General features: G+C 44.5%; 11 protein-coding genes and 1 pseudogene. 9 read left to right on the plus strand and 3 right to left on the minus strand.

Annotation, left to right across the window (positions count from 1 at the left end):
- Positions 1-74: 74 nt before the first annotated feature.
- A complete protein-coding gene (locus MM239_RS14755) occupies positions 75-1,646 on the minus strand; it encodes a vitamin K epoxide reductase family protein (RefSeq protein ID WP_241349021.1) in 1,572 nt (523 codons plus the stop codon).
- A gap of 414 nt (positions 1,647-2,060) precedes the next feature.
- Between MM239_RS14755 and MM239_RS14760 the strand changes: the two are divergent.
- From MM239_RS14760 to MM239_RS14795, 8 genes and pseudogenes are all read left to right on the plus strand, one after another.
- Positions 2,061-2,411 (plus strand): annotated as a pseudogene (locus MM239_RS14760) (IS1595 family transposase); the annotation flags it as partial.
- Positions 2,412-2,694: 283 nt separating this feature from the next.
- A complete protein-coding gene (locus MM239_RS14765) occupies positions 2,695-3,276 on the plus strand; it encodes a hypothetical protein (RefSeq protein WP_241349022.1) in 582 nt (193 codons plus the stop codon).
- A gap of 17 nt (positions 3,277-3,293) precedes the next feature.
- Positions 3,294-3,965, plus strand: a complete 672-nt coding sequence (locus MM239_RS14770) for a hypothetical protein (protein ID WP_241349036.1) — start codon at positions 3,294-3,296, stop codon at positions 3,963-3,965.
- Between the two features lie 11 nt (positions 3,966-3,976).
- Positions 3,977-4,753: a hypothetical protein gene (locus MM239_RS14775; RefSeq protein ID WP_241349023.1), complete on the plus strand. Its 777-nt coding sequence runs from the start codon at positions 3,977-3,979 to the stop codon at positions 4,751-4,753.
- A gap of 7 nt (positions 4,754-4,760) precedes the next feature.
- Positions 4,761-6,308 carry a lipase family protein gene (locus MM239_RS14780; protein WP_241349024.1) on the plus strand — a complete coding sequence of 516 codons (1,548 nt, stop codon included), beginning with the start codon at positions 4,761-4,763 and terminating at the stop codon, positions 6,306-6,308.
- 50 nt (positions 6,309-6,358) lie between these two features.
- Positions 6,359-15,904 carry a DUF6603 domain-containing protein gene (locus tag MM239_RS14785; RefSeq protein ID WP_241349025.1) on the plus strand — a complete coding sequence of 3,182 codons (9,546 nt, stop codon included), beginning with the start codon at positions 6,359-6,361 and terminating at the stop codon, positions 15,902-15,904.
- Positions 15,891-17,399, plus strand: a complete 1,509-nt coding sequence (locus MM239_RS14790) for a hypothetical protein (RefSeq protein ID WP_241349026.1) — start codon at positions 15,891-15,893, stop codon at positions 17,397-17,399. The genes MM239_RS14785 and MM239_RS14790 overlap by 14 nt, the downstream gene beginning before the upstream one ends.
- Positions 17,400-17,403: 4 nt before the next feature.
- Positions 17,404-18,351, plus strand: coding sequence for a hypothetical protein (locus tag MM239_RS14795; protein WP_241349027.1), 948 nt, complete (start codon positions 17,404-17,406; stop codon positions 18,349-18,351).
- A 114-nt stretch (positions 18,352-18,465) separates the two neighbouring features.
- Here MM239_RS14795 and MM239_RS14800 read toward each other — a convergent pair whose 3' ends face one another.
- Positions 18,466-18,645 (minus strand): hypothetical protein, encoded by a 180-nt coding sequence (locus MM239_RS14800; RefSeq protein ID WP_241349028.1) that lies wholly within the window; start codon positions 18,643-18,645, stop codon positions 18,466-18,468.
- A gap of 361 nt (positions 18,646-19,006) precedes the next feature.
- A complete protein-coding gene (locus tag MM239_RS14805; protein ID WP_241349029.1) occupies positions 19,007-19,195 on the minus strand; it encodes a hypothetical protein in 189 nt (62 codons plus the stop codon).
- Positions 19,196-19,276: 81 nt separating this feature from the next.
- Between MM239_RS14805 and MM239_RS14810 the strand changes: the two genes are divergently transcribed.
- The gene (locus MM239_RS14810) at positions 19,277-22,315 is read left to right on the plus strand and encodes a hypothetical protein (protein WP_241349030.1); all 3,039 of its coding nucleotides are present in this window, start codon (positions 19,277-19,279) and stop codon (positions 22,313-22,315) included.
- Positions 22,316-22,333 lie beyond the last annotated feature (18 nt).

The raw sequence follows: 22,333 nt of genomic DNA on the forward strand, positions 1-22,333 counted from the left end.
GATTGTTTTGATGATTGTTTTGATTTCCTGATCATTTAGAGGCATTCAGGACATCTGCCTTTTTTAAAATTTCATTAGTTTAATACAAGAGGTAAATCTTCGATAGTATAGCTCTCAGGTAGTAAGTGTCCATTGATAAAGATTGTTGGTGTACGCGATATTTCTTCTTGCACACACCAAGCTCTCATATCAGAAAGTTTAGTTTCGTTTTCTTTTATAGAAGTGCGAGTTTCATATTGTTCTGTAAACTTTACCAAATCCTTTTGATTTGCGCTGTACCAGCTATCCAATGCTTTTATTGTAGTCAAACTGTCATATTCTTGACTGATTGAGAGTATATGGTTGATCGTTTTGGTTTTGATATTTTCAGGGTTTTCATCTGGAACAAATAATATCTGTAAATCTATTAGGCCTTGATCATGCAAGTGCTCAAGTATGGGATGTGCTTTTGCACAGGGTCCACAGTAAGGGTTACAAACCTTTAGCACCTGATATTTGGCAGATGGATTTATTAAAGAAATTCCCAATCCCTCAGGAGATGATGAAACCTTTTTCGAAACTGATAGCAAATGGCTAAAAACTTCTTTGTCAGATTTAAAATTTGATAGCTTTCTTTTATAAGCGTAAAGTGTGTTTTGGTTGAGTAAAAAAGGTTTCATTAATAACCATACAAGAACACTTGTTAAAAACAACAAGGAAAAAATCATTATATCTTGTATTTGTAACAAGCCAGTGATATTTGTCAATCTAAAAAGTATAAATTCCAAAGCCAATATCCCCACAATCCAAAGGCAGAAAATACACCAATTTTTCAGCTTTACATATTGTAAATATAGAGAAGACAAGATTATTGGGATGCTTAAGAAACTGATATATCCTAGAAAGTGATAGGAGGATGTAGAAAGACCACTAAACAATAATAAAATAAATCCTCCAAAAAAATACCCAAAAGCTAAATGGCTTATGGTAAGACCACCAACTATAGATCCAGAATTCAATACTGCGTCACAGTTTACTTTTTTTCCTCCTGAACAAAATTCCTTCAATGTTGGGTTAGATTTATCTACCTCGTACCAGAGTAGCATAGATGTCACGACTAATCCAATCCCTTTTAATACCAGTATTAAAAATAGTCCAACACCATTATAATGGTCATTATAAAGGTTTAAGAACTGCATAGTTATTAATGTAGATAACAATGCTGCGATGATTGCAACAATTCCACTTTTGACCCTAATATTAAATCTATTCTTCTTGTAGTCTGGTTCTATGGATTTTTCAGTCTTTTCAACTAAGAGGGTAACTCCAGTCCAAGATTGTTCAAAATCTTGGATACTTTTAAAGGTAGATTTACCTGATTCATCAGTATACTGAACTTTACCATTTTCAATTTTATTCAAACAGGCAAACATCGAGTTATTTCCAGATTTGAGCTGGACAATTGCAGGCAAAGGCACTTTAGAAATCTTATCCATGCCAATTTTCACTGGTATGCTCTCTACTTTATATTTTGCCAAAATGTCAACAAAAACAATTAAACTCTCTGACTGTGGATGAGAATAAATGGCATCTTTTAGATATTTCTTTGTTAGGCTAACTTGTAGCTGCTTCAAAAGATTATGAATTACAACATAAGATTTATTCATTCAACAAATCGATTAACTTAAATTTAAAAGAAAGTGAAAATTAATTTTTATTTTATTAATTATTTAAAATTAAAATTAAATTTTTAAAAAAACAAATTAATTATAGGTATTTGTCAGTCCTGGCAATGAAAGTATCATGCAATTTGATTGTAGGAAAAACATAGTTTCTAGCACAATACATTGATTGATAGTGTTGAATTAAGTGATTTATAAAATTTAAAATTGCTTAATTATTATTGTTAATTAATTGATTATGACTTGCCGTGATTTTACACGTAGCCAAATATTCTATGACAGCTAGTGTCAACTAGTTTCTAAAAGGGATATAATGATGTTACTTGAAGAAAATTGAGGACACAGAACCTAATTGATTTTATAATCCATTTCCCTGACGAAGAGAGTTGTTAGAAATTTCTGAAAGCATACAGGGAAAGGGAAGGAGTTTACTGCAAAACATGTAGCAGTTATACCATATAATATTGGTTTAGTGGAAAGAAATTCTTCGAATGCAGTAAGTGCAGAAGAAGGACTTCTTTAAAAGCAGGAACAATAGTGGAATCCAGTAACCTTACATTGAACACTTGGTTTACGGCTTTTCTATTTTTGTCTGCGACTAAGAAGGGGTTTTTTTGTCTCGAATTCCAAAGACAGTTAGGCTTAAGTCGGTATGAAACTGCATTTAACCTTATGCATAAAATAAGGTCTATAATGGGTAAAAGAGATAGCACCTATATGCTAAAAGGAATGGTTGAATATAATGAAGCTTAAGTTGAAAAGGCAGTTTAAGTATAAATGTCTTTTTCTTACGCATAATATAGTTAAGGGTGTGATTTTTATAAGAGGATTAGTAGAAATATAATTTCAATAGTTTCAAGTTTACCAAATAAAACATCTATTGAAAGTGCATCATATAAAATTGATTTTATTTTTCACCTAAATACTTGCTTGTAATATTTTGTTTTACTAATATTAATAAAAATTAATTAAAATAAATTTAATAATATAAAATTAATTATTTAATTAACAACTATTTAATATTCAAGATATTATGCCACTAACAACAGAGCAACAGCAGAATTTCGAAGCTTTCGCAGCAAGATTGGGATTCCAATCAGGAGAGCATACTTCTACCTTACCAATGACCGGGTTTAAAAATGAAGCAAGTAGTAAAAAAAGAGTTTTTTCCAAAGATCCTTCACTAGCTACAACTCCTCACAAACTGGTTTCTATTGGAAATATTGATGCGCTCAAAGCTGCAATAGGTGCTTCAAATCATGAAAATGATGAGCACATCACTTATCCTGATCCACTAAATATAGAACCTAATGTAAAAAAAAGGGATCTTAGTATGAATCAGGTTCAACACCTTAAAAGGATTGCTCATGCTTATATACATGGTAACTCAAAAAAAATCAGTGAAAGTGATAAAACACTAATTAATAACACTTTATTCCCCACAACTTTGGCTGCCTATTCTGAGCCTGACTACACTGTAAAAAGCGGTGAGATTTTAGAATTACATGAAGGTACGGTTGCCAATTATGGGGTTTTAACAGTTGAACCAGGCGGTGAAATACGGGTACTGGGTGATGCATCCATGAACTGTCAGGTATTTATTCAACAAAGCTAAACTTATTATTAAAAATTATGGCAACAGATAGCACGATAACCTGTACGGTCAAAGACCCTATAAGTCCGGCAAAGGCAAACAATGGCAAGAATGGGACAACACCTACTGAGAGAGGAACAGCAGGAACAGATGGTTCAAGTTACTATGATCAAGGTGATTGCAAATGGAAGTGTGACCAGCCACCCACTGATGGTAAACAAGGGCTCCCCGGTGGAGATGGTACTGATGGAACGGCGGGACAATCTGGTCAGCACGGGCCTATTTTCACCAATACGGTAGACGTACTGGAGGGGCATATCACCATTGTGGTAGGTGCTCAGGATGGTCAGGCGGGCGGTGATGGCGGTGATGGCGGAAATGGTGGCCCCGGAGGAGTGGCAGGAGTTGATCCCAATGCTAGCAGCGATAATGGCGTCTGTAAAGCAGCTCAAAATGGACCTCCAGGAGTCGGAGGGAATGGTGGTAATGGTCGTGATGGTGGTAAAGGCGGTAATGGTGGTCAGGTATATCTCTACTATCGCCAGAATAATGGCGCAACTTGGGATGTTGTCACCAATCAAACTTCTGGTGGGGCAGGGGGAGCCGCCGGCAAACAGGGAACAGGATCTACGAACGGAAAATCTGGAAACCCTGGAAATCCAGGCGATCCAGGTGCCGCCCCTATTGTAAACGTACTCCCAAAATCATAACCAAAACAGCCATGAAAGCAGTACAACCACCTCAATCCGTCACAACAGACGAGGGGCAAACTCTTCCCACCATTCTGATTTTAGAACCCGGGGAGGATAACTCTACACCCAAGAATGGTGAGAATGGAAAAAATGGAGATCCGGGAGAAAACGGAAAGGATGGTGACCCAGGAGATGACGGAAAAGAAGGAGGATTGTTTAGCAAAAGCAAATGTGCCACCTCCGGAAAAGCTGGAAAAGATGGAAAAGAAGGAACTCCAGCCACATCTGGAGAGAATGCTCCTTCGGCACCCACCTTTACTTTGACATCGGGTGAATTTGAACTACAGCGTACACTTTACATTTTGAGTACCGCAGGAAATGGTGGTAGTGGCGGTACCGGAGGCAATGGTGGTTCCGGTGGTAATGGTGGTGATGCAGGAAATAACCCTGATGAGCCTTGGTTTGGGAAACATTGCACCTCCCCTGCGTTAGGCGGTAGGGGTGGTGACGGTAAAGATGGGGGAAGCCCTGGCGATGGAGGCCAAGGAGGCAATGGAGGTGATATCTATATCTATTATAACACCATCCCCAATCTAGCTCTTTTTAATCTCGACAGTAGGTCAGGAGTCGGGGGTGATCCCGGAAATGGTGGGAAAGGAGGATCAGGAGGAAAAGGAGGAGCCAACTCAGCAGTAGCGGGAGGAGGCCCAGGCCCAGGTGGGGCTAATGGAAATAGTGTAGGCCCTGGAAACCCTGGAACTAATGGGAATCCCGGAATAAAAATTTTAGCAAAGAAAAACCCGTGACCCTATCATGGATATCAACCTACTCCAACAAACCCTGGTACAGCTGGCAGGAGAAGCTGCCAACCCAGAACTGACTACCAATTCACCAAATTTACCTGATACATGGAAGACCCTGACTACTCAATTGGTGTCAGCTCCTACAGTTGGCAATATTCAGATACTTCTGGCTTATGGTAATGTGGGGAGCGATGTAATCGCCTGCATGGCCCTAGGTTTGCCTTGGTCCAACTTGCTTGGTGAGTATCATTTTGGATTTAGTCCACAGAACAAACAGATGCTACCAACAAGTGTGATGGGCGATCCACAGGGAAATTCTACTATCCTTAGCTTGTATGCCCTGGCTTACAATTATCTGAGATCGCATGTATGGGACAGCCTGTCCTATTTAACTAACCCAGGAGTAACCGGAAAACCATTGTACTTAACGGGGATGGGTCTTGGAGGACCATTAGCGCAAATTGTTGCTTTGGACTTTCGACCCGGGCAAAAAGGACCTGCCGACCAGAACATACCTTTCAATTCCCAACCTCCATCTTATGCGTTTAGCACCGGAAATATAGGTACAAAGGCCTTTCAAAGTCTCTATAATCAGCGGGTAAGCAATACGTATTTGGTGACAGTGGGGTCTACTACATTACCCGTTGACCTGTTTCCAAGTGAGCCATCCGGCTCAGCATTGGACTTTGCACCCCTGGGGACTTCAGCTCCTGTGACAGCACCTGTTCCCCAGCCATACTTTACACCATGGGAAGTCAGAGATTCCATTTTCTATCTGACAGCTTTGGGGGGAAAGCCTCAGACTTTTACACCTTCGCCTACTTCCATTCCCAGTCCTCCTGCTGGGTTTAGCCAAGCTTTGGCATTTTCTCTGGGGAAAATGACTGCCATGATCTATCAACAAGCTATGCAGCCCGACACCACAGGCTTTCCCGACACCACATCATATATATTGGTCGATACCATTAATTATGGTGGAAGTCTAATAGCTGGAGTTTTTACCAATCCAAATTGTGTGGTGATTGCTTTCAGAGGCTCCATAACATTCGAGGAATTTCTTTCCTGGGAAGCAGCCACAAGTACAGCCAGCACTCCTTACGGGCAAATGGTAGTAACCGGAGCCAATAATGTTTACTACCAGGATCCCAACAACAGTGGAACCACTCTCGCGGATCAAGTAATAGCTCAAGTTACTACATACAGCGACAAAAAATTATACTTGACAGGACATGGCTTCGGCGGCGTACTGGCTAACATGGCAGCAGCAGATTTGACTTTTAAAAAGACTAACCCTAGCCCCATAAAGGGCATCTATACCTTCGGGGCAAATTATTGGGCAGGAACGGCCTTTTCGGCCAACTTTAATGGAAAGCTCGGAGCCGTTAGTTATCAGGTTCTTCGCCCACAGGACAAAATTGCTACTGCACTGAGTAATCTTCCATTGTTCAATCCAGTGGGTAACATTGTTGTTCTAAATGGCACATTAAACGTAGCTAGAGACACCAGTCATTCGCTTGATGCATACCTAAGTTTACTTGACCCCAGCAGGGTTATTTAACCGACATCCCAGTATGATACTTTCACCAAATAAACTCACACCACGTGGTAATGCTATCAACCTCCTCCTTTGAAGAAAATGTGACTTTTCTTCAGTCACCAGACTCAAGCTTTTCAGGTCTTGATCCTATACTTGGTAGTCTGGGTGTGCTTACTGGCCTTCTTAAGAAAAATGAAGACGATTCTTACTCCTTAATTCCTGAATGGTTCAATAACCCCTATGTGAACACAAAGGCCGGAATTGTTAAAAACCCCGCAGAATTTAATACCTTATTTGAAGAACTTCTTGGAATGATAGGAGGAAATGCTTTCGGCATACCCGTACAAAACCCCAGCCTTTTAGGTAACTGGTTTCCTATCAAATACCAAAAGGATGGTCAAGATATCAATACAGGGGTATACGTTGTAACCTATCAATCAGGAAGCAGTACCGTCATAGGTGTAGGAGTTTATCATGCTTGGGAATTCGGGAGCCCTACCACCTTACAGTCAGCGGTCTGGGGAATGATTCCTTTTGTTGCTATTGATGCAGAGGACAGCAATGACCCAGTAAAAATGACCTTTGTTACCGAAGGTTTTCCGATCGCTTTTGGAGCTGCAGTCGATGGCCCAGATCCCTCTTCTCCACTTATAGACATCAATGGCATCCAGTTCAACGGCGTTAAAGTCAATGCCAATATTGACCTGGCAAAAGAAATTGCAGGAAAACCGCCATTCGAGTTAGGGGTGGAAATCATTGGCCTGCAGTTGGCCGGTGAAGATAAACCCTCTAACAGGTCCCTGTCCGATCTGGAAGCTATCACGGCTGAAAAGATCATGAATACGGCCTCCAGTCTTTTTGTGGGTGGTTTGAGCAAAGTATTCCCTGAACTCAAAGGGAACATTCAGTACTTTCCTCCCCTTTTTGGTTTAAGCTCGCAGGTACCAAAGGTAGAAGGTGCCCCAAGCGCCACACTCCCTATATTAGAATGGTATGAGTTGTTCAACGCCGCAAAAGACAATAACGCTGAAATGATTTTCCTGAAATGGTTCAATACCATCTCTGCGGATAATGACACGCTTAAAACCTGGCTTTCATGTCTTTCGGGATTCCTTAGAAATGAGGTCGGCGTCTTAGGTAACGGATCACGCACCTCACCTTTTCTGATCCCGCTACTGGATGTGAGTAGCATAGGTACCTTAAGCCTTGCCATGGGAACTGAAGTGCTTGGAGAAGGCTCTCGCATACTTTACCCAGGCATGTCCTTTTCAGGGTCACCTATTGAATTTGGTACTTCTGGCATAGTATTTACGATGCAGGCCGAGAGCGAACTGGCAAGGTTTCAGATTACAGGAAACGCCATCGGGCTTTCTCCTTCCATCAATTTTACCGCAAAGTTCAGCCTCAAAAACAAAACGAAAAATCAACCTCTGGCTGAATTTAACCTCGAAAACAAGGAGTATTCCATTGGCTCTTTGGAAGGAGGTATATCTTTGGGCTCAGACTCCAGTATGATGCCGTGGTTTGGCCTGAATGCAGTGACTATTGGTAACACGCATTACGACACCCTGAACTTACTTTCGCCCGGACAATTGGCAAATGCAGGTGCTGCGGCAATTAGCGAAGGCTTGCAAAGCCTCTTGGATTTTGGTACGGACAATAAAAAACTCTCTTATAGTATCGGCGCTTTAATTGGTTTACAGGCACCTTCTTCAGCTGGGGCCAATTGGCCTGAAAATCTTGTGCCTCCTTTCTCCCCAACAGGCATGGTGACGTCCATCACCAACCCGATTGGTGCCTGGGCCAGCTATTACGCCAACGTGCTTTCCTACCAGCAGCAGGTCTCTGGAAAAGAGGCTTTCTATTATGTGGTAGAATCATTTGCCCAACTTCTGCAGGCTGGTACAGACTCCTTGCCAATTAGCATTACTGGATCAGGGACACAGCAAGACCCCTGGAAAGCAGGAATCTCCGTTAAAGACCAAACCTTGCCGGCCTATCTGGTTTGTTTTCAGGAGAGCACGACTGATTACATCAACCTGAACCTGGGTGTTGAACTTGCTCCCAGACTTACGGTAAAAGGAACCGACATCGTAGCCTCTCTGACCCTGGATGCCGCCACAATAAGGTTGCCAAAAGACGGGAACCTGAGTCATACTGCAGCTAACTGGCTCTCTGGTGTGACCGCACGGCTCACGCTCCCCAAAGGTTTTGAAACACCAGCCATTGGTGGCATGCAGGTTAAAGTAGACACTTCTCAGCTATCAGCCACCTGGAACCAAAACGGTGGATGGTCATGGTCTATGTTGATAAAGGGGCCAACTCTGGTGGTAGACGGAAACTCTACCGCTTTGGGTACAGACCTCGATTTTGATGACCAGTCAACGCTAGAGGATCTGGTGAAGCAAAGCGCGTCGACCTTTGGCCCTTTCCTGGTTTCAGCACTGGGTACCATGCTCGTACGGACCCAGTCCAAAGCTGGCCTCTTCGTAGCCGGTGCCTTGGGGCTGGTCAAAGACTTGTCCACTGCGCCTGCATTCCCAAAAACTGGGTTGTCCTGGTCAGGATTTGAACTTTATCCTTTTTCCAGTTTCACTGATCCATGGACTGACTTCAACAAACAGATAGACCAACTTTTTAATACAGACAGCAAGGGCAAAAGTGTCCTGGGCCTGCTGGCCTATACCATGTCCGGAACAGCAGACGCCCCTGCCATTACCGGAAGTGGCTCATTCACCGACCCCTGGCTCACGCCGATCCCTTTCGGCTTTAACCTACCGGTTTGGTATAATACGGAGAAACAAAACCTGGGTCTCGGATTTGGTCGTCAGGACGTCTTCAATTACCCCTGTTCAGGCAAGACTGAAATTGCTTTTAAACTGGAACAAAGGCTGAATCTTGTCGAATACTCCACCCTAAGCCAGAAATTAGAATTTATTGATGATGTCCCTTCACTAAATTTTATCGGCACACTTTTCAATCCCAATACCAAATTGGTTGACCTTGGGAGCATAGGTAGCATTGATAAAATTATGCTAGGCCTGACCCTGTCATTAGTGAATGGTGAGCTCCGCGTGCAGCCAGTCGTTACTTTGGTCAATGCCCAGATCGGCACTGACTTTCAAGCTGAACTGGTCACACTGGAACAGTTCCTGAGCGACAGCTTTGCCTCAAACCTGCAATCTGCATTTCTGGCTTTGCTCAATGGTGCGCTCCAGGCCGCTACAAACCTGGAAGCGGTAACCGGCAATAGCGGATTTCAGACCACCTATAGCCTGTTACAATTAATAGGGCTTACCCTGCCCCGAGCCAATGATCAGGCAGCTTACGGCATCAATACCAGTGGATGGAATGCCTTATTGGCCAGCCCGGACACTTATTTAAGTAGCCAGTTTCAGTCTCTGCTGATGGATCCAGCCCACCGAAAGGAGCTGTTTGTTTTCTTACAGGAAGTTACTGGTATTACCATTCCTTCCCTTCCTGAACCTGCATTACAGTTTCTCTCTGCACTAAACATCTGCGGACCTGCGAACCAAGGATATCCGCTACTGCCAGAAGCAGTGCTCGAAGTATTTACTAACCCTGTTCAGGGACTTACCTCCAGATTTGAGAGCTTTTTTACCGATGATAATGCGGTAAGAAACCTGGCCGCTCAAATAGCTTCCAACCTACCACCAGCGAACTACGGTCCCTTCACGTTCAGCACCACAGCAAATGGGGTGATTGCTTTGAACATCTTGCCTGAAGACGCCATCGCTCTAGGTGAATTTGTACAGCTGTACGGCAACCTGCAGCTTAATATCAGTGATGAAACACTAACCTTTACCGGAGATATTTATATACCCAAAGTCGGGCTGACACTGGCTTCATCCCTGGGTCTACGTATGGACAACGGGGCCTTACAAACTCCCACATTTGCCGTGCAGCTTATTTGGGGTGATGGCCGCAAACCTTCCGCCAGCCCCTTGGAAATTTATCCTTTTAAATCCTCAACTTTCGTCGACCAGGTGTCAGAATTGGCCCCAGCCTATACACTGAATATCCTTCTCAATGCGATATTCGAAGAAGAGCTGCTCGGTAAATACGAATTTGTGCAGAAGATTTTCGAAGGCCTGGGCATAGGCAAAGATGAAGAGGGTATCTGGCGTATGCCGTCGCTCATGGGCATTTTATCGGATCCATTGGGCTGGATACTATCAGATGAAGTGCTCGGCACGAATGGTAATTTCAGTGTGCCTAAACTGATCACCCTGCTGGGTAACCTGCCTGAGGTTAACTATAACGCTATACAGATAACACCTACCCCAGGCAAGGGACTAAATCTGACCGGCCTGCCTTACGGATTCAAAATAGGCATAAACGGGGAAAATAATTTGGCTACTTTCAATTTTGGTGTTGACTCCATCTCTATTGTCAGCGACCAAGCTGCCATTAAGAACCTAAATTTTGGTGTAAGCCTCAACGAGAGCTATCAGCCCGCCTTTTCCGGAGGGCTAGAGCTTGAGGCTATGATCCCTGCGCTTCAGGATGGCTTTTTCACCCGTGTGTCCTACGACAAAGAATTTCAGTTCAGCATTTCACAAGGCACTCCTGCCAAACCTACCGGCTTGGGGGTACAGTTATTGCCATTTCAGGGTTGGGGTACACTGGCGGGGCAAGCCCTGGCTACCGGAGCAGCAATAGTGATCAATGATGTGATGCCGAAACTAATGAACTACTTGCAGGCCAAGTATCCTGCCAGCACGACCGATGCAGGCAAGTTTTTGGCCGCTATGGATGGCTTTGCGACCAAAATGGATGTAAAAGATCTGGTCAACAACATTATAAGCGCCTTTTCACAGGCATTAAGTGAAGGTATGAGCGGGAATGCTTTGCTTGAGCGACTGGAAAAAGTGGCCTTTGAATGGGTAAAACAACGTTTTTCTACAGCAAACGCCAACGATACAGCCACTGCGATAGCAGACCTGCTCAAGCTGGCGTTACCGGCAGACTCCCTATCAGTGATTGAAGGTCGTATCCAGTATGTCCCAAGTGCCAAACTACCCTTCAAATTGCTTGCTGGGCTGGACGCTACCAACTCGATTGGATTATGGGCCGGGGCGGAACTGCCTGATATGAAATTGCTTAAAATGGAGATAGCTCCAACCGGGGTGGCCTACAACCTGGATAAAGGCGATTTTGATATTTCCTTTGGGTTGGATTTGGTCGTGCCCATCGAAAACCTGAACGGTCCGGGCTTGAGTATTAAATTCAGTAACGGACAATTTGATTTTGGCTTCGATCCACTGGCTGATCCAAACAAAATGGGAACACCTTCTGACCTGAATGTAGCGTTGCTGCCAAACTTTTTTGGAGGCGGTAATGTCGGCGACAAGGTATCTTCATGGGTACTCAACGTGATTAAAGATGTCCTACCGCGCTATGTTTCTCTTCTGGTTCTTAATCAAAATCAGGTAAAGGCGTGGCTGGAGGCTCCTCTAATCAAATCCTCTACAATTAGCCCAGTATTGCTTCTAGAAGCCACTCAACTGATAGAAGATACTGAAGGGGTCTACGTCCTCAATTCATTCGATAACCTGGCTAAACTAACCCCAACGGAATTTTTAGGAAACTTTCTGTTTACGTTACTCAAAGAACCATGGACGCTACTCACTTTCAGTGATGAGGGAAAAATCATTATTGGCCCCAAAAATAAGGTGGAAGGCTACTTTGGTTTGCTTATACAAGCACCAAACCTTTCTATTGCTGCCATCCCCAATCTCGTTTTCCAATTAGGGGCAAAAAATACTGATTGGATCAGCAACAGTGTAAACGGAAGCCCAACATTTGGAGATAGGGGAATAGGCTTTTATGTCCCTATTGCCCAAAACGGAAACGATTCTTACACCGTAGACTTTACCCACTTTAACCTGGTGTTAAACAATGTAGGTTTCGATATCATCGGCAAAAATGGACAGCCCATTGTGGACCTGAGTCGCTTTAAACTTGGTGCTGTAGACCCACGTGCTTTGTTTGACCTGCAATTTCAGGGAGACCAGCCCATCAAGATGCAATTCGGAGCAGGCTTGACCATGGATGAAATGGGGCTTTCCCTATCTCCCAAAACCATCTCTGAGGGCGGAGGAAATAACCCGATCGCCAAAAATGTGCTTGGGTCTGGTGAATCTGAGAATGACAATAAAACAACTAATCCACGGTTCTCTGTTGATGTAGGCTATGTAGATAAACTCTGGGTAAACTTGCGAAGCAATACTGGCAACGGTCATGAAGTGGTCATTCCAGTGCAAAGAAGTTTTGGTCCACTATATATTGAAAATATTGGACTGGGGTGGGAAGGAGAAAAAAAGCCACCACTGCTAGACTTTATCAGTTCTGGAAGCTTTGAGCTGGCGGGGTTCAAAGCGGCACTTCAAGGCTTACGGGTGGGTATGCCAGTCACAGCGCCTACCGATTGGAGTAAATACACGATCGATCTGGATGGGTTTGCTGTAGATTACACAGGTGGTATCACCATCAACGCCGGCTTCCTGAAAAGTGAGTCAGAGGGTATTGTAGAATACACAGGTGTGGCTATACTTTCCGCTAAAAAGTTCTCCTTAGGAGCTTTAGGGTCTTATGCTCAAATAAAAATGCAAAATGGAGACACCTCAACCTCCATGTTTATTTTCGGAGTGCTCAATGCACCACTGGGGGGTGTTCCCGCATTTTTCATTGAAGGTATTGCTGCGGGATTTGCCTATAACAGAACCCTCGATATTCCAGGTATTGAAAACGTCGCCAACTTCCCATTAGTCAAAGGGGTTGCGGAAGGTTCCTTTACGGAGGGAGAGAATCCTATGGATGCCTTGATTAAACTCAATGATGTCATTCGTCCGCAGGTAGGCCAATATTGGTTTGCCGCAGGCCTTAAATTTTCCTCCTTCCAGTTGTTGGAAACCACAGCTCTGCTGTTTCTTAGCTTTGGCAAAGACTTTGAATTCAACTTATTGGGCGTTTCTACGGCTACCCTTCCTCCAAAAGTTGGACCCAACCTCGCCCTGGCCTATATGGAACTGGCCATCAAGGTCACCATCAGTCCTTCAGCAGGGTATGTTTCTGCCGAAGCTCAGTTGACCCCAAATTCATTTGTGCTGGCCAAGGATGTTAAATTAACGGGCGGTTTTGCTTTCTACTTATGGTTTAAAGATATCCCACTTAAAGATGGTGGAATGATCCATGCAGGAGATTTTGTGGTCACCTTAGGGGGGTATCACCCCGCATTCAATAAGCCTGTTTACTATCCAGAGGTGCCTCGTCTAGGGATCAATTGGAAGCTGGATTTCTCAGTAGGGAAAGTATCCATTACTGGTGGTGCATACTTTGCCATTTGCCCTACGGCCATCATGTCTGGTGGTTACCTGAAAATTGCCTTTGATGCAGGCCCTCTCATTGCGGGCTTAGATGCCTATGCCAACTTCCTCATCGAATGGGATCCTTTCTATTTCAATGTCGGCATCGGTGTGACGGTCTATGCTGGATTCCAGACTACCATTGCGGGTGTTTCTGTACGTCTGGTGGCTAAGCTGGGTTGTAGGCTTGAATTGCAAGGCCCTCCTGTGTTTGGCAAAGTTGAAGTAGACTGGTACGTGATCAGTTTCTCTATTCCTATCGGAAATCAGGAGAACCACCCTTCTACAGCAAGCCTGGATTGGTCTGCTTTTGAAGCATCCTTCCTGCCAGCTCCCACCTCTTCCTCTCCAAGTCCCGCAAAGTCAAACGCGGGAGTCATGATGCTAGCTGATAAAAACGGTCAGCAGAGCGATAACCAGCAGGTAGTAAAGTGGACGGCACAAACAGGCCTTGAGCAGGACAGTAACGATGGTGAAGAAGGTACAAGTAAGAATGAATGGGTAATAAACCCTATACCTTGGAGGCTCACCGTGGAATCAGCGGTTCCAAGCAGTACGGTTACAGTTACTAATTCAGATACATCCCTGCAAGGCAGTAGTCAAGTAGGGGTAAGGCCCATGGGAAAAGAAGATCAATTGCTATCTGTGATGACCGTTACTTTATCCGACAATTCGGGAAAAGCAATAAACCTTAAAGCACGAAATATAAGCCTTTCAGCAAGCAACAACGGAGCCCCGTCGGCCTTATGGTCAAGATCGGAGTTGAATCGGGAAATTGCACCTGATCCCAATACGATGCTTATTCCCAATGTGCTGTTCGGACTTGAGCTGGATGCTAGTCAATATGTGTATTCAGGGGTTGTGCCGGAGTTCCCGATGGAAAACCTTGCTTATGTAGTTGGTGACGTCAAGCGATTGTCTTATGATTTTACGCCTAACTATCCTCCAGCAGCACTTTATCCCGTGGAGGATCAGCAAAAGGCCTTTACTTTTATCAGGCAGTCCATCATGGATGGTACCGTGATTAATAACCGGAATGATATTTACCATGCGCTACAGGCATCTGCCATCAACGCTCCGCTAAACCCGAACCTGTCGGTAATGGCTTCCTCGGCAAACCTGATATTACAGGACTTCCCAGTACTCGCCAGAATAGGGATCTATCAGAACAACGGTAAAGTTGAGTCGGGTAAGACTATTCTTCTCCAAAGTCCAAACCAGAACGTGGCTGAGGAACCAACTTATACCAGAGAGCCTCAATTAATGGCACAATTGCAAACCTATAAGACCACAAGTAAATATGACCCTGAAGCACTTAACCTTCCCAAACTGACCAGAAGGGCGAAAGGTCAATGGAAAACTACCCATAAAATTGCCAGCGAAAGCTACCTGACCTCACTAAAGGACTTTGTCAGTACACCAAGTAAATCGCTGTATGACGGCACTACACTGGTATGGAAGACTGACCCTAACCTGCCACTTGATCTGGATCTAAAGGGAGAGCTCCCAAGCCTTATCGCCAGTTTTGATGAATATGGAAGCCTACTGGGTTTTGACCATTTCAGCGGATTTGAAACTTTTGAGCTCCCTGCCAAAACGGGTCAGGTCATTGTTCAGGGATTTGAAACCAAACCTGAGGCGGTACTAGGCTGGCAAATAAACACCCTTCTTTCCAAAGTAAACGGCGGATGGTTCCTTGCTGACGGATGTTTGGTACGTGTTCAAAACAGCCGACAAATAAAAGCCAGGACAGGCCAGATTGGGTATGTAAAAGCGAGTGATTTGCTGGATCAAAACGTTGTGAAAACTTCTGGAAATGCAACGAGAAAGGGATGGATCCAGTCGGTTTTTCCAAGACATGCTCAGGTATTTGGTGTATTGCTAAAAGGAAAAGCAGATGCAAGATCGATCAAGGTGGCTATTGCCGCAGATGAAATACCGGTCAAAACCGGTGAGTTAAAAGCCATTGCTATCCAAGTCTACAAGGAAAATACCCTAATGTTATTCGATGCCCCATCGAATGCCAATGCCAACTATGGGATGATGATCTCCTTGATAGATCAGGAGGTAGAAGTGCTGGGTATGTATGCTTTGGGCAAAAATAGCGCAGTAAAAAATGAATTGATCCATGAACTTTCCCTCACTCAGGCTGGAATTGATTTTGGAAATTCATCTCACAAAACGACCAGTGTTAAATTAACTCAAAAACAAAAGAATGATGAGCAATAGTATCATTACCAATCCAGGGACAGTCGGTGTAGGAGACATTCAGTTTTTTGACTCCATACAGCCACCTCTTAAAGCGGATGATTATATCCTCACTGCAAAACAAACAATCCAAAATGTAGTGGATTCAGGTGACGACCCAGAATATGACGCTACCAAAAAGCTTATCATAGAAGGTCCTAGATTTGTTTTGAAGCCCAATAACATTCACTCTCTGTTTCCTCCGGCAAACCAGCAAGGAAATTATGCAAACTTCCTCCCTAATATTGTATTTAATGACTTTAGCTTACCTTGGTCAAGAGCTATTAACCCCACGGATACCACACAAGACGAAGATACTCCGTGGATGGGATTGCTGACCTTATACGAAGCTGAATACTTAGAAACCAGCAGTACTCGTAAAATAACCACCCCACATACGGTCACTACCGAACAACTTGTCAATCCAGGAGATGGAATCCTCCCTCCTGATTTGGGCAATGATTTTGAAGGAAACGATACTGATAAAGTTACCGTGGTTGATATAGACCTGAAGTACTTTCAAACCATTGCCCCCAAGCTTGAAGAGCTGAAGTACCTCTCTCATGCACGCTCGGTAAATACGGATGGAAAAGTAATCCTGAATATGGATGCAGATGGTTGCTTTTCCTTGTGTATCGGTAATAGGGTACCGGGAACAGGTCAAAGAAACATGGCACTGCTGGTATCATTTGAGGGTCATCAGGATCACTTAAGCGGTTCCACCATCATGGGGAGTTATACCAAAATCAGGTTGGTACACCTGGGAAGTTGGGAATTTACAACAGCTGATTTGGACAGAGAATTTCTCAATATGATGGAAGCCCTTTGTCAGCCTGGTAACGGAGGTACATCATTGATCCAACTGTCAATTGACAAGGCCACTGAACAAAATGCAACTGCCAAAGAAGCCTTAGATATCGGTTATGTGGCACTTCAAAACCAAATGAGGATTGGAGAAAATGCCACTTCATGGTACCGGGGTCCGCTGGTTCCATCACCTACAAAACGTGAATCATCACAGCTTCCTGACAATGGAAACTACGGTCCATATATCTACTCAGACCACGCCATGCACTACGACCCGGGCACGGGTATTTTTAACCATGCTTACAGTGCCGCCTGGCAAATAGGGAGATTGCTGGCTCTTTCAGATGCGTCATTTGCCCAGGGGATGTTCAACTGGAGGGCTGACTATCTAAGATCCATAGTCAACCAAGTCAAACAAAAAAATACGCTCGCAGCAGCCGCCTCCATTCAGACTGAGGATGTACCCGTCGGTACAGTTAACCTGCATGCTGCCACACGGTCCTTCTTTACTAACGCATTTCAAAAGGTAGCCTGGGATAAACTAAAAAGTAGAAAGCAAAAAATGCTCACTGACCAGTTTTCTGAAGTATTTACGGAAGCTGAAAAGAAGGCGATCGAAGAAAATGATGAAGACCCACTTTTGAAATTACACCAAAAATTTAAGGAATAGAGCCATGGCATCACTAACAAATCGTGGAGACCTACATTCGGATGTAGTGAACCAGTTTATACAAGCGCAGGCCGGTGAATATCCGCCTCCAGTACTCCCTGATAACCTAAGAAACTGGCTGGCACAGCTATCGTTGCTTTATGGTGTGCCTGTAGAATATATGGTGCCAGATATCCGGCTTTTACCCATTGAGTCCATCCGGTTCTTCTACTTGGACAGAAACTGGCTAGACCGGATGGTTGACGGAGCTTTGAGTGTGGGTGTACTTTCTTCAGCCGACTCTGTTTTCAATCTTTCTTTCTATAAACAGATTTATGATGAGGTAGATAAAGCGCAGCTGACTCTAAGATCTACTTTACGAGAAACACCTCCAGCTGTCTCCGGTGAAGTGGGTGGGCCCATCACGGGGTTTGTTTTTCGCTCCCAAGTGGTATCCGACTTTCCTGGAATAGAGATTAACCTTACACAGGGCGGAAAGCCTCTTCCCATTATCCGCATGGATACCCTCTCGTCTAACACCCTGCTCTGCATGGTGTCAGGTGTGCCGGATAAAGTGGAGTTTATCCAACCAGGCGAAGGGCTCCAGTTTGGCTTATTCCCGAACGACCCGCCACAGGATGGAAGTGATTTCCACTTGTTTCTCAGAGGCCTTGGCCAGAGTGGTTATCCTGCCGGGGTACAAATTGAAGACGAGCGTGGCACCAAACTAAGAGGCTATGGTTCTTTCCGTGCAGGAGATGGTCAGCCTGAAGGTGTTGTAGATATCAAGAGTCTAGTGGATAATATCACCACTACAATGCCCACTGGTTCTCTGCAAGATGGTAAGCTAACCTCAGGTGGGTTTGCCATTCAAATGACCAAAACAGCACAGAAACAACCCTATGAATCAGGAAGCAACTTTCCTCCCTGTAATCCTTCTACCAACACTGATCCTGTAAAAAATGAGCAATAAATCCTCTGTCTGGCCCGGACCCTCTCTGTTAGTTCCTATTCCTACCGATGTATTGCTCATAGGTCAGGGAGATGTGAACGCACAGACAACATGGGCCAATCTTAAGAATGACTATTATGGTTTATGGCTGTTTGGAAGCACTGCCCAACCTGCTCCATTCTCTAAAGGCAAATGCCCTTCTGTGGGTGCCCATTTGATATGGACACTCCCCAATAGCCTTCGGCAAGGACAACAACAAACTACCGAAGGTGCTCCTGTAGATTTCCCCAACGTTCCGAACCGTTGGTTGATCACGAGATTTGGTTATGGTGGTCCCGGAATAGCTCCTGATAGTATGCCTACTATTGTTCAGAGTGATATCCTGGTGGATGCCGGAGGTAACATTCAAAATGTAAACCAGTATCCTTATTATGAAGATACCAATCTGGGGATTCGCCAAATAGGTACTCATATGCCATTGGACCAGTTCAAAGGTGAGGATTCCGGAACGACTGAATTAAAGGCCGTGGGGCCGGGGGACATCACGTGGGCAGTAAGTTATGACAATATCCAAAATGTATTTGCCTTACATGACGACCTCCCCGATGAAACACAAACGTATACTTATTCCATCATTGGGTGGTATGCAGATCCCAAAAAGGATCCTTTATATGGTTTACCCTCCGATGATGATAAAAACTGGCAATCTTTTCTTGAAAGTCAATTTCAATGGACTTCTGAGGATTTGGAACAAGCTGTAGCTGACTGGCAGGCATGGCAAAAGCAATATGGTCTGTCCGGCGCATGGGACCCATCGTTGCTGAACCTCCCTGACCAGGCCAAAGCCATGATAGAGGCCTGGCATAGCTGGCAGCTGCAAAACGGTATCACAACCATAACTTCTGATTTACCCACTCAGGGGCTCTATCACTCCATGGTTGCCACGGTGCAGTGGAAAGGAAAAAATAAATCTTACGGTACAGGAGCTCCTATAGGCTCAGATGGCAAACAAAAATTACCTACACTCTCGATAGCCAACACTCCTGAGGCGGCAATTTCCACTTATATGGCAACCAAAGCATCGGAAGTGCCTGGTTCTGGCATTGCCAAGGAAGATATTCCTAACCTAGCCCTGGCCCTAGAAGCGTTTCAACGTGACCTGCTTTTTGACCTTCAGACAGATCCGGAATGGGCTCAAAGCATGATCCATGATGCGAAGTTTGATAAAAAGTACCACGGACAACAATGGATCGTAGTCAGGTCAGATGGCTCATCAGCGAATCCAGTACCATCCGATGACAACCGTCAGGGGCAACAGTCTATTCCTTTAAATCCGGTACAGACGCAGGCACTCACTCAATTGAACGCCGACCAAACTGCGCTCAATGAACTCGGATGGACTATAACTACCCAGCAGCTTGAGCTCTATGCCTTAGCTATGAAGAAGGAATATCTGCTGTATAATCGCTCTACCATTGACCCAAGCAATTTAACCCTACTCACTGAAAAAGTAGACAATAGTACTAAAGCAATAAGTAGCGCCCTTACACTAAACCAGGATCAACAAACTACTTTACAAAGCACAATTAAAACTTCCGCCGATAATCTGCGGGCTGATCTGGGAGACCAATATAGCTTAAAGGCCGTAGATCTGGACCCAGTCGCTTCCCCTTCAGACCCAGTGGTGCTGATAAGCGGAGGTGAATTGGATACCAAACTTCTCCCCCCAGAGCTGAATGGAGAATCGCAGTTGCTACCCACACGCTTCACAGGACAGGCTATCACGGCCATCAACGTAACGTATACTCCTGTACAGCAGGAGCCCATTGCAATCTCCTGGAAAGATCTTTTGGGCAAAATCACTTTGGCAAACTGGAATGCCTTCCCAAAAGAAGTGCAAGGGCTATGGCTGGAAGTGCTTTTACTGGATACCAGCAATGCCCAACTGATTGCTTCTATCTATTTTGAGAAAGCAGGAAAAACTCCACAGGGAAACCAGTTGACAGAACTCACAGCCAAAATCCAATCCCAGCAAACGTCCTGTTGGGCTGATTTTGAAGTCAGACCTCCAACTGAAGCATTGACTGCTGCCTGCGGTTTTGAAGGCTTATTGCCAGATCCTGTAGGAGTGGCCTATAGGCCGGACAAAAACCCTTGGACGCCCATATTTATGGACTGGAAGATCAAATGGTTTCCTTCCTCCTCCGAGGAAGCTGATGCCTTGAAGGATTGGGAGCTCGGGGAGCTGGATTATTTATGGAAGGGATCAGGGCTGAAATCACCTTCTCCTGAAATCGTATTTGAGGGGAGATCTGTTTTAAATCAAAAAACGACGCAAAATATACAGACCAAGTTTACCACTTTTAAAAACGATCCTAACTATCAACATTTACCCCAAAACACCATTGAGAACCTCCAGTGGGTAGCCGATAATATTTCTTACATGGATCTTGTGACTCAGTCCATGGCAGGTTTTACACTTCAGCTCACTACCGTGAAGAATGCCATGAAAAACCAGCCACTGGATCCCGGTATTAGAGACTTGCTTACAGGGAATTCATATTACGATCCTGTCACTGGCTCTACGGATATCCAGGATGCAGGGCCGTTTTCCCCCATTCGGTCAGGGCATTTTCAGGTACTAGACATTTGGCTAGTAGATTCCTACGGACAGATACTACCTGGTAAAAGCAATTTACTAGGTCCTGACGATCCCATTGAAAACATTATTTGGTCTTCTGATATGACTACCAGCAGCCCGAGTTACAGTGGAAAAGATGCCAATAGATTTGGTCAGTTGCCTCCTAGAATCTCTCAGGATGCCGTCATGATACCTCGCTTTTTACAGCGCGATAATGATAAAATATTTACCAATTCCTCTGACAGCACCAGTCCTATCTGCGGTTGGGTTATGGCCAATTACCTGGATGATGCCCTTATGGTATTTGATGCCGAAGGCCGCAGTCAGGGTGAAGTGATCAAGGTGCGAAGAGAAGTGACGGGGGATGACAATACGCTAACTATTCGCTGGGATGCTGCCCCTGGTACCAACACAGCGCTAGGTGCAGGTCCCAATTTACCAAATACCCACCTTCAGAATTTCATCGATACCCTTTTAGCAACAGGGACCAGCAGTAGTGGTGCTCAGGCTTATACCGAACTGATGAATGCGATAGATTCAACTTTATGGTTAAATAATCCACTCAAGGTAGGGGATAACCTCTCCATATTGCTAGGCAAACCGCTGGCCATTGTAAGGGGTGAAGTAGAGCTGATCCTGTCTGGCAAACCCGCCTATAACCAAGGGTGGTTCCAGACCGGAGAATATTATGACGATCAGGGCATTTATCGACCACTGGAGCCTCCATTTATGTCGGTAAAATTTAACGTTAGGATTGGTGACAGCCTTATGAAGAAAAATGGAGTGATGGGCTATTTCGTCAATGATGACTATACGAAATTTTATAAGGTGTATGGATCTTCAGGCCAGACACAGGAATTACAGCAGTTACTCAAAATGGGTGGAGCGACCCTCTCTCTGAGACAGGTAAAATCCGCTTTAAGTAAATTATCTAACCCTTCTTCTGGCTATGTTATTATAGATCATTTGGTAGCACTTGCTGCAAATAAGGGCCCGGTTAAACTTACATTGATCATGGATCCTACTGGAGATCTTCCGATCATACCCGGAAGTCTACCAGGAAGTAGCATCTCCCTCCCTAATGGTCCAGTGACAGCAGCCATCGAAAACCTTTCCGCCACATTCAGAACAGGCCCACTACTGCTGAACCCCGATCAGATCAGGATGCCTACACCTGCTGAAGTGAGGGGGGACTGGGCTTGGGTAGCCAGAAAAGATGTCACCGAATGGCAGCCCGATATGACGGTTACGGAGCAAACTTCCCAGGCTACCTTATCACCTCAACCTTTGAGCCTGATGGAAGGCTGGCTGAGTCTTTCAAACTTCAACAAAAAAAATCAGTAACTACCTTGAGCAAATCGA

This window comes from Belliella filtrata, from assembly GCF_022549775.1.
Classification (GTDB): Bacteria; Bacteroidota; Bacteroidia; order Cytophagales; family Cyclobacteriaceae; genus Belliella; species Belliella filtrata.

Bases quoted from the DNA above. Each gene is read 5' to 3' on its own strand.
- MM239_RS14755 (WP_241349021.1), bottom strand. From the start codon at position 1,646: ATGAATAAATCTTATGTTGTAATTCATAATCTTTTGAAGCAGCTACAA.
- MM239_RS14765 (WP_241349022.1), top strand. From the start codon at position 2,695: ATGCCACTAACAACAGAGCAACAGCAGAATTTCGAAGCTTTCGCAGCA.
- MM239_RS14770 (WP_241349036.1), top strand. From the start codon at position 3,294: ATGGCAACAGATAGCACGATAACCTGTACGGTCAAAGACCCTATAAGT.
- MM239_RS14775 (WP_241349023.1), top strand. From the start codon at position 3,977: ATGAAAGCAGTACAACCACCTCAATCCGTCACAACAGACGAGGGGCAA.
- MM239_RS14780 (WP_241349024.1), top strand. From the start codon at position 4,761: ATGGATATCAACCTACTCCAACAAACCCTGGTACAGCTGGCAGGAGAA.
- MM239_RS14785 (WP_241349025.1), top strand. From the start codon at position 6,359: ATGCTATCAACCTCCTCCTTTGAAGAAAATGTGACTTTTCTTCAGTCA.
- MM239_RS14790 (WP_241349026.1), top strand. From the start codon at position 15,891: ATGATGAGCAATAGTATCATTACCAATCCAGGGACAGTCGGTGTAGGA.
- MM239_RS14795 (WP_241349027.1), top strand. From the start codon at position 17,404: ATGGCATCACTAACAAATCGTGGAGACCTACATTCGGATGTAGTGAAC.
- MM239_RS14805 (WP_241349029.1), bottom strand. From the start codon at position 19,195: ATGCCAGGCCTCTATCATGGCTTTGGCCTGGTCAGGGAGGTTCAGCAA.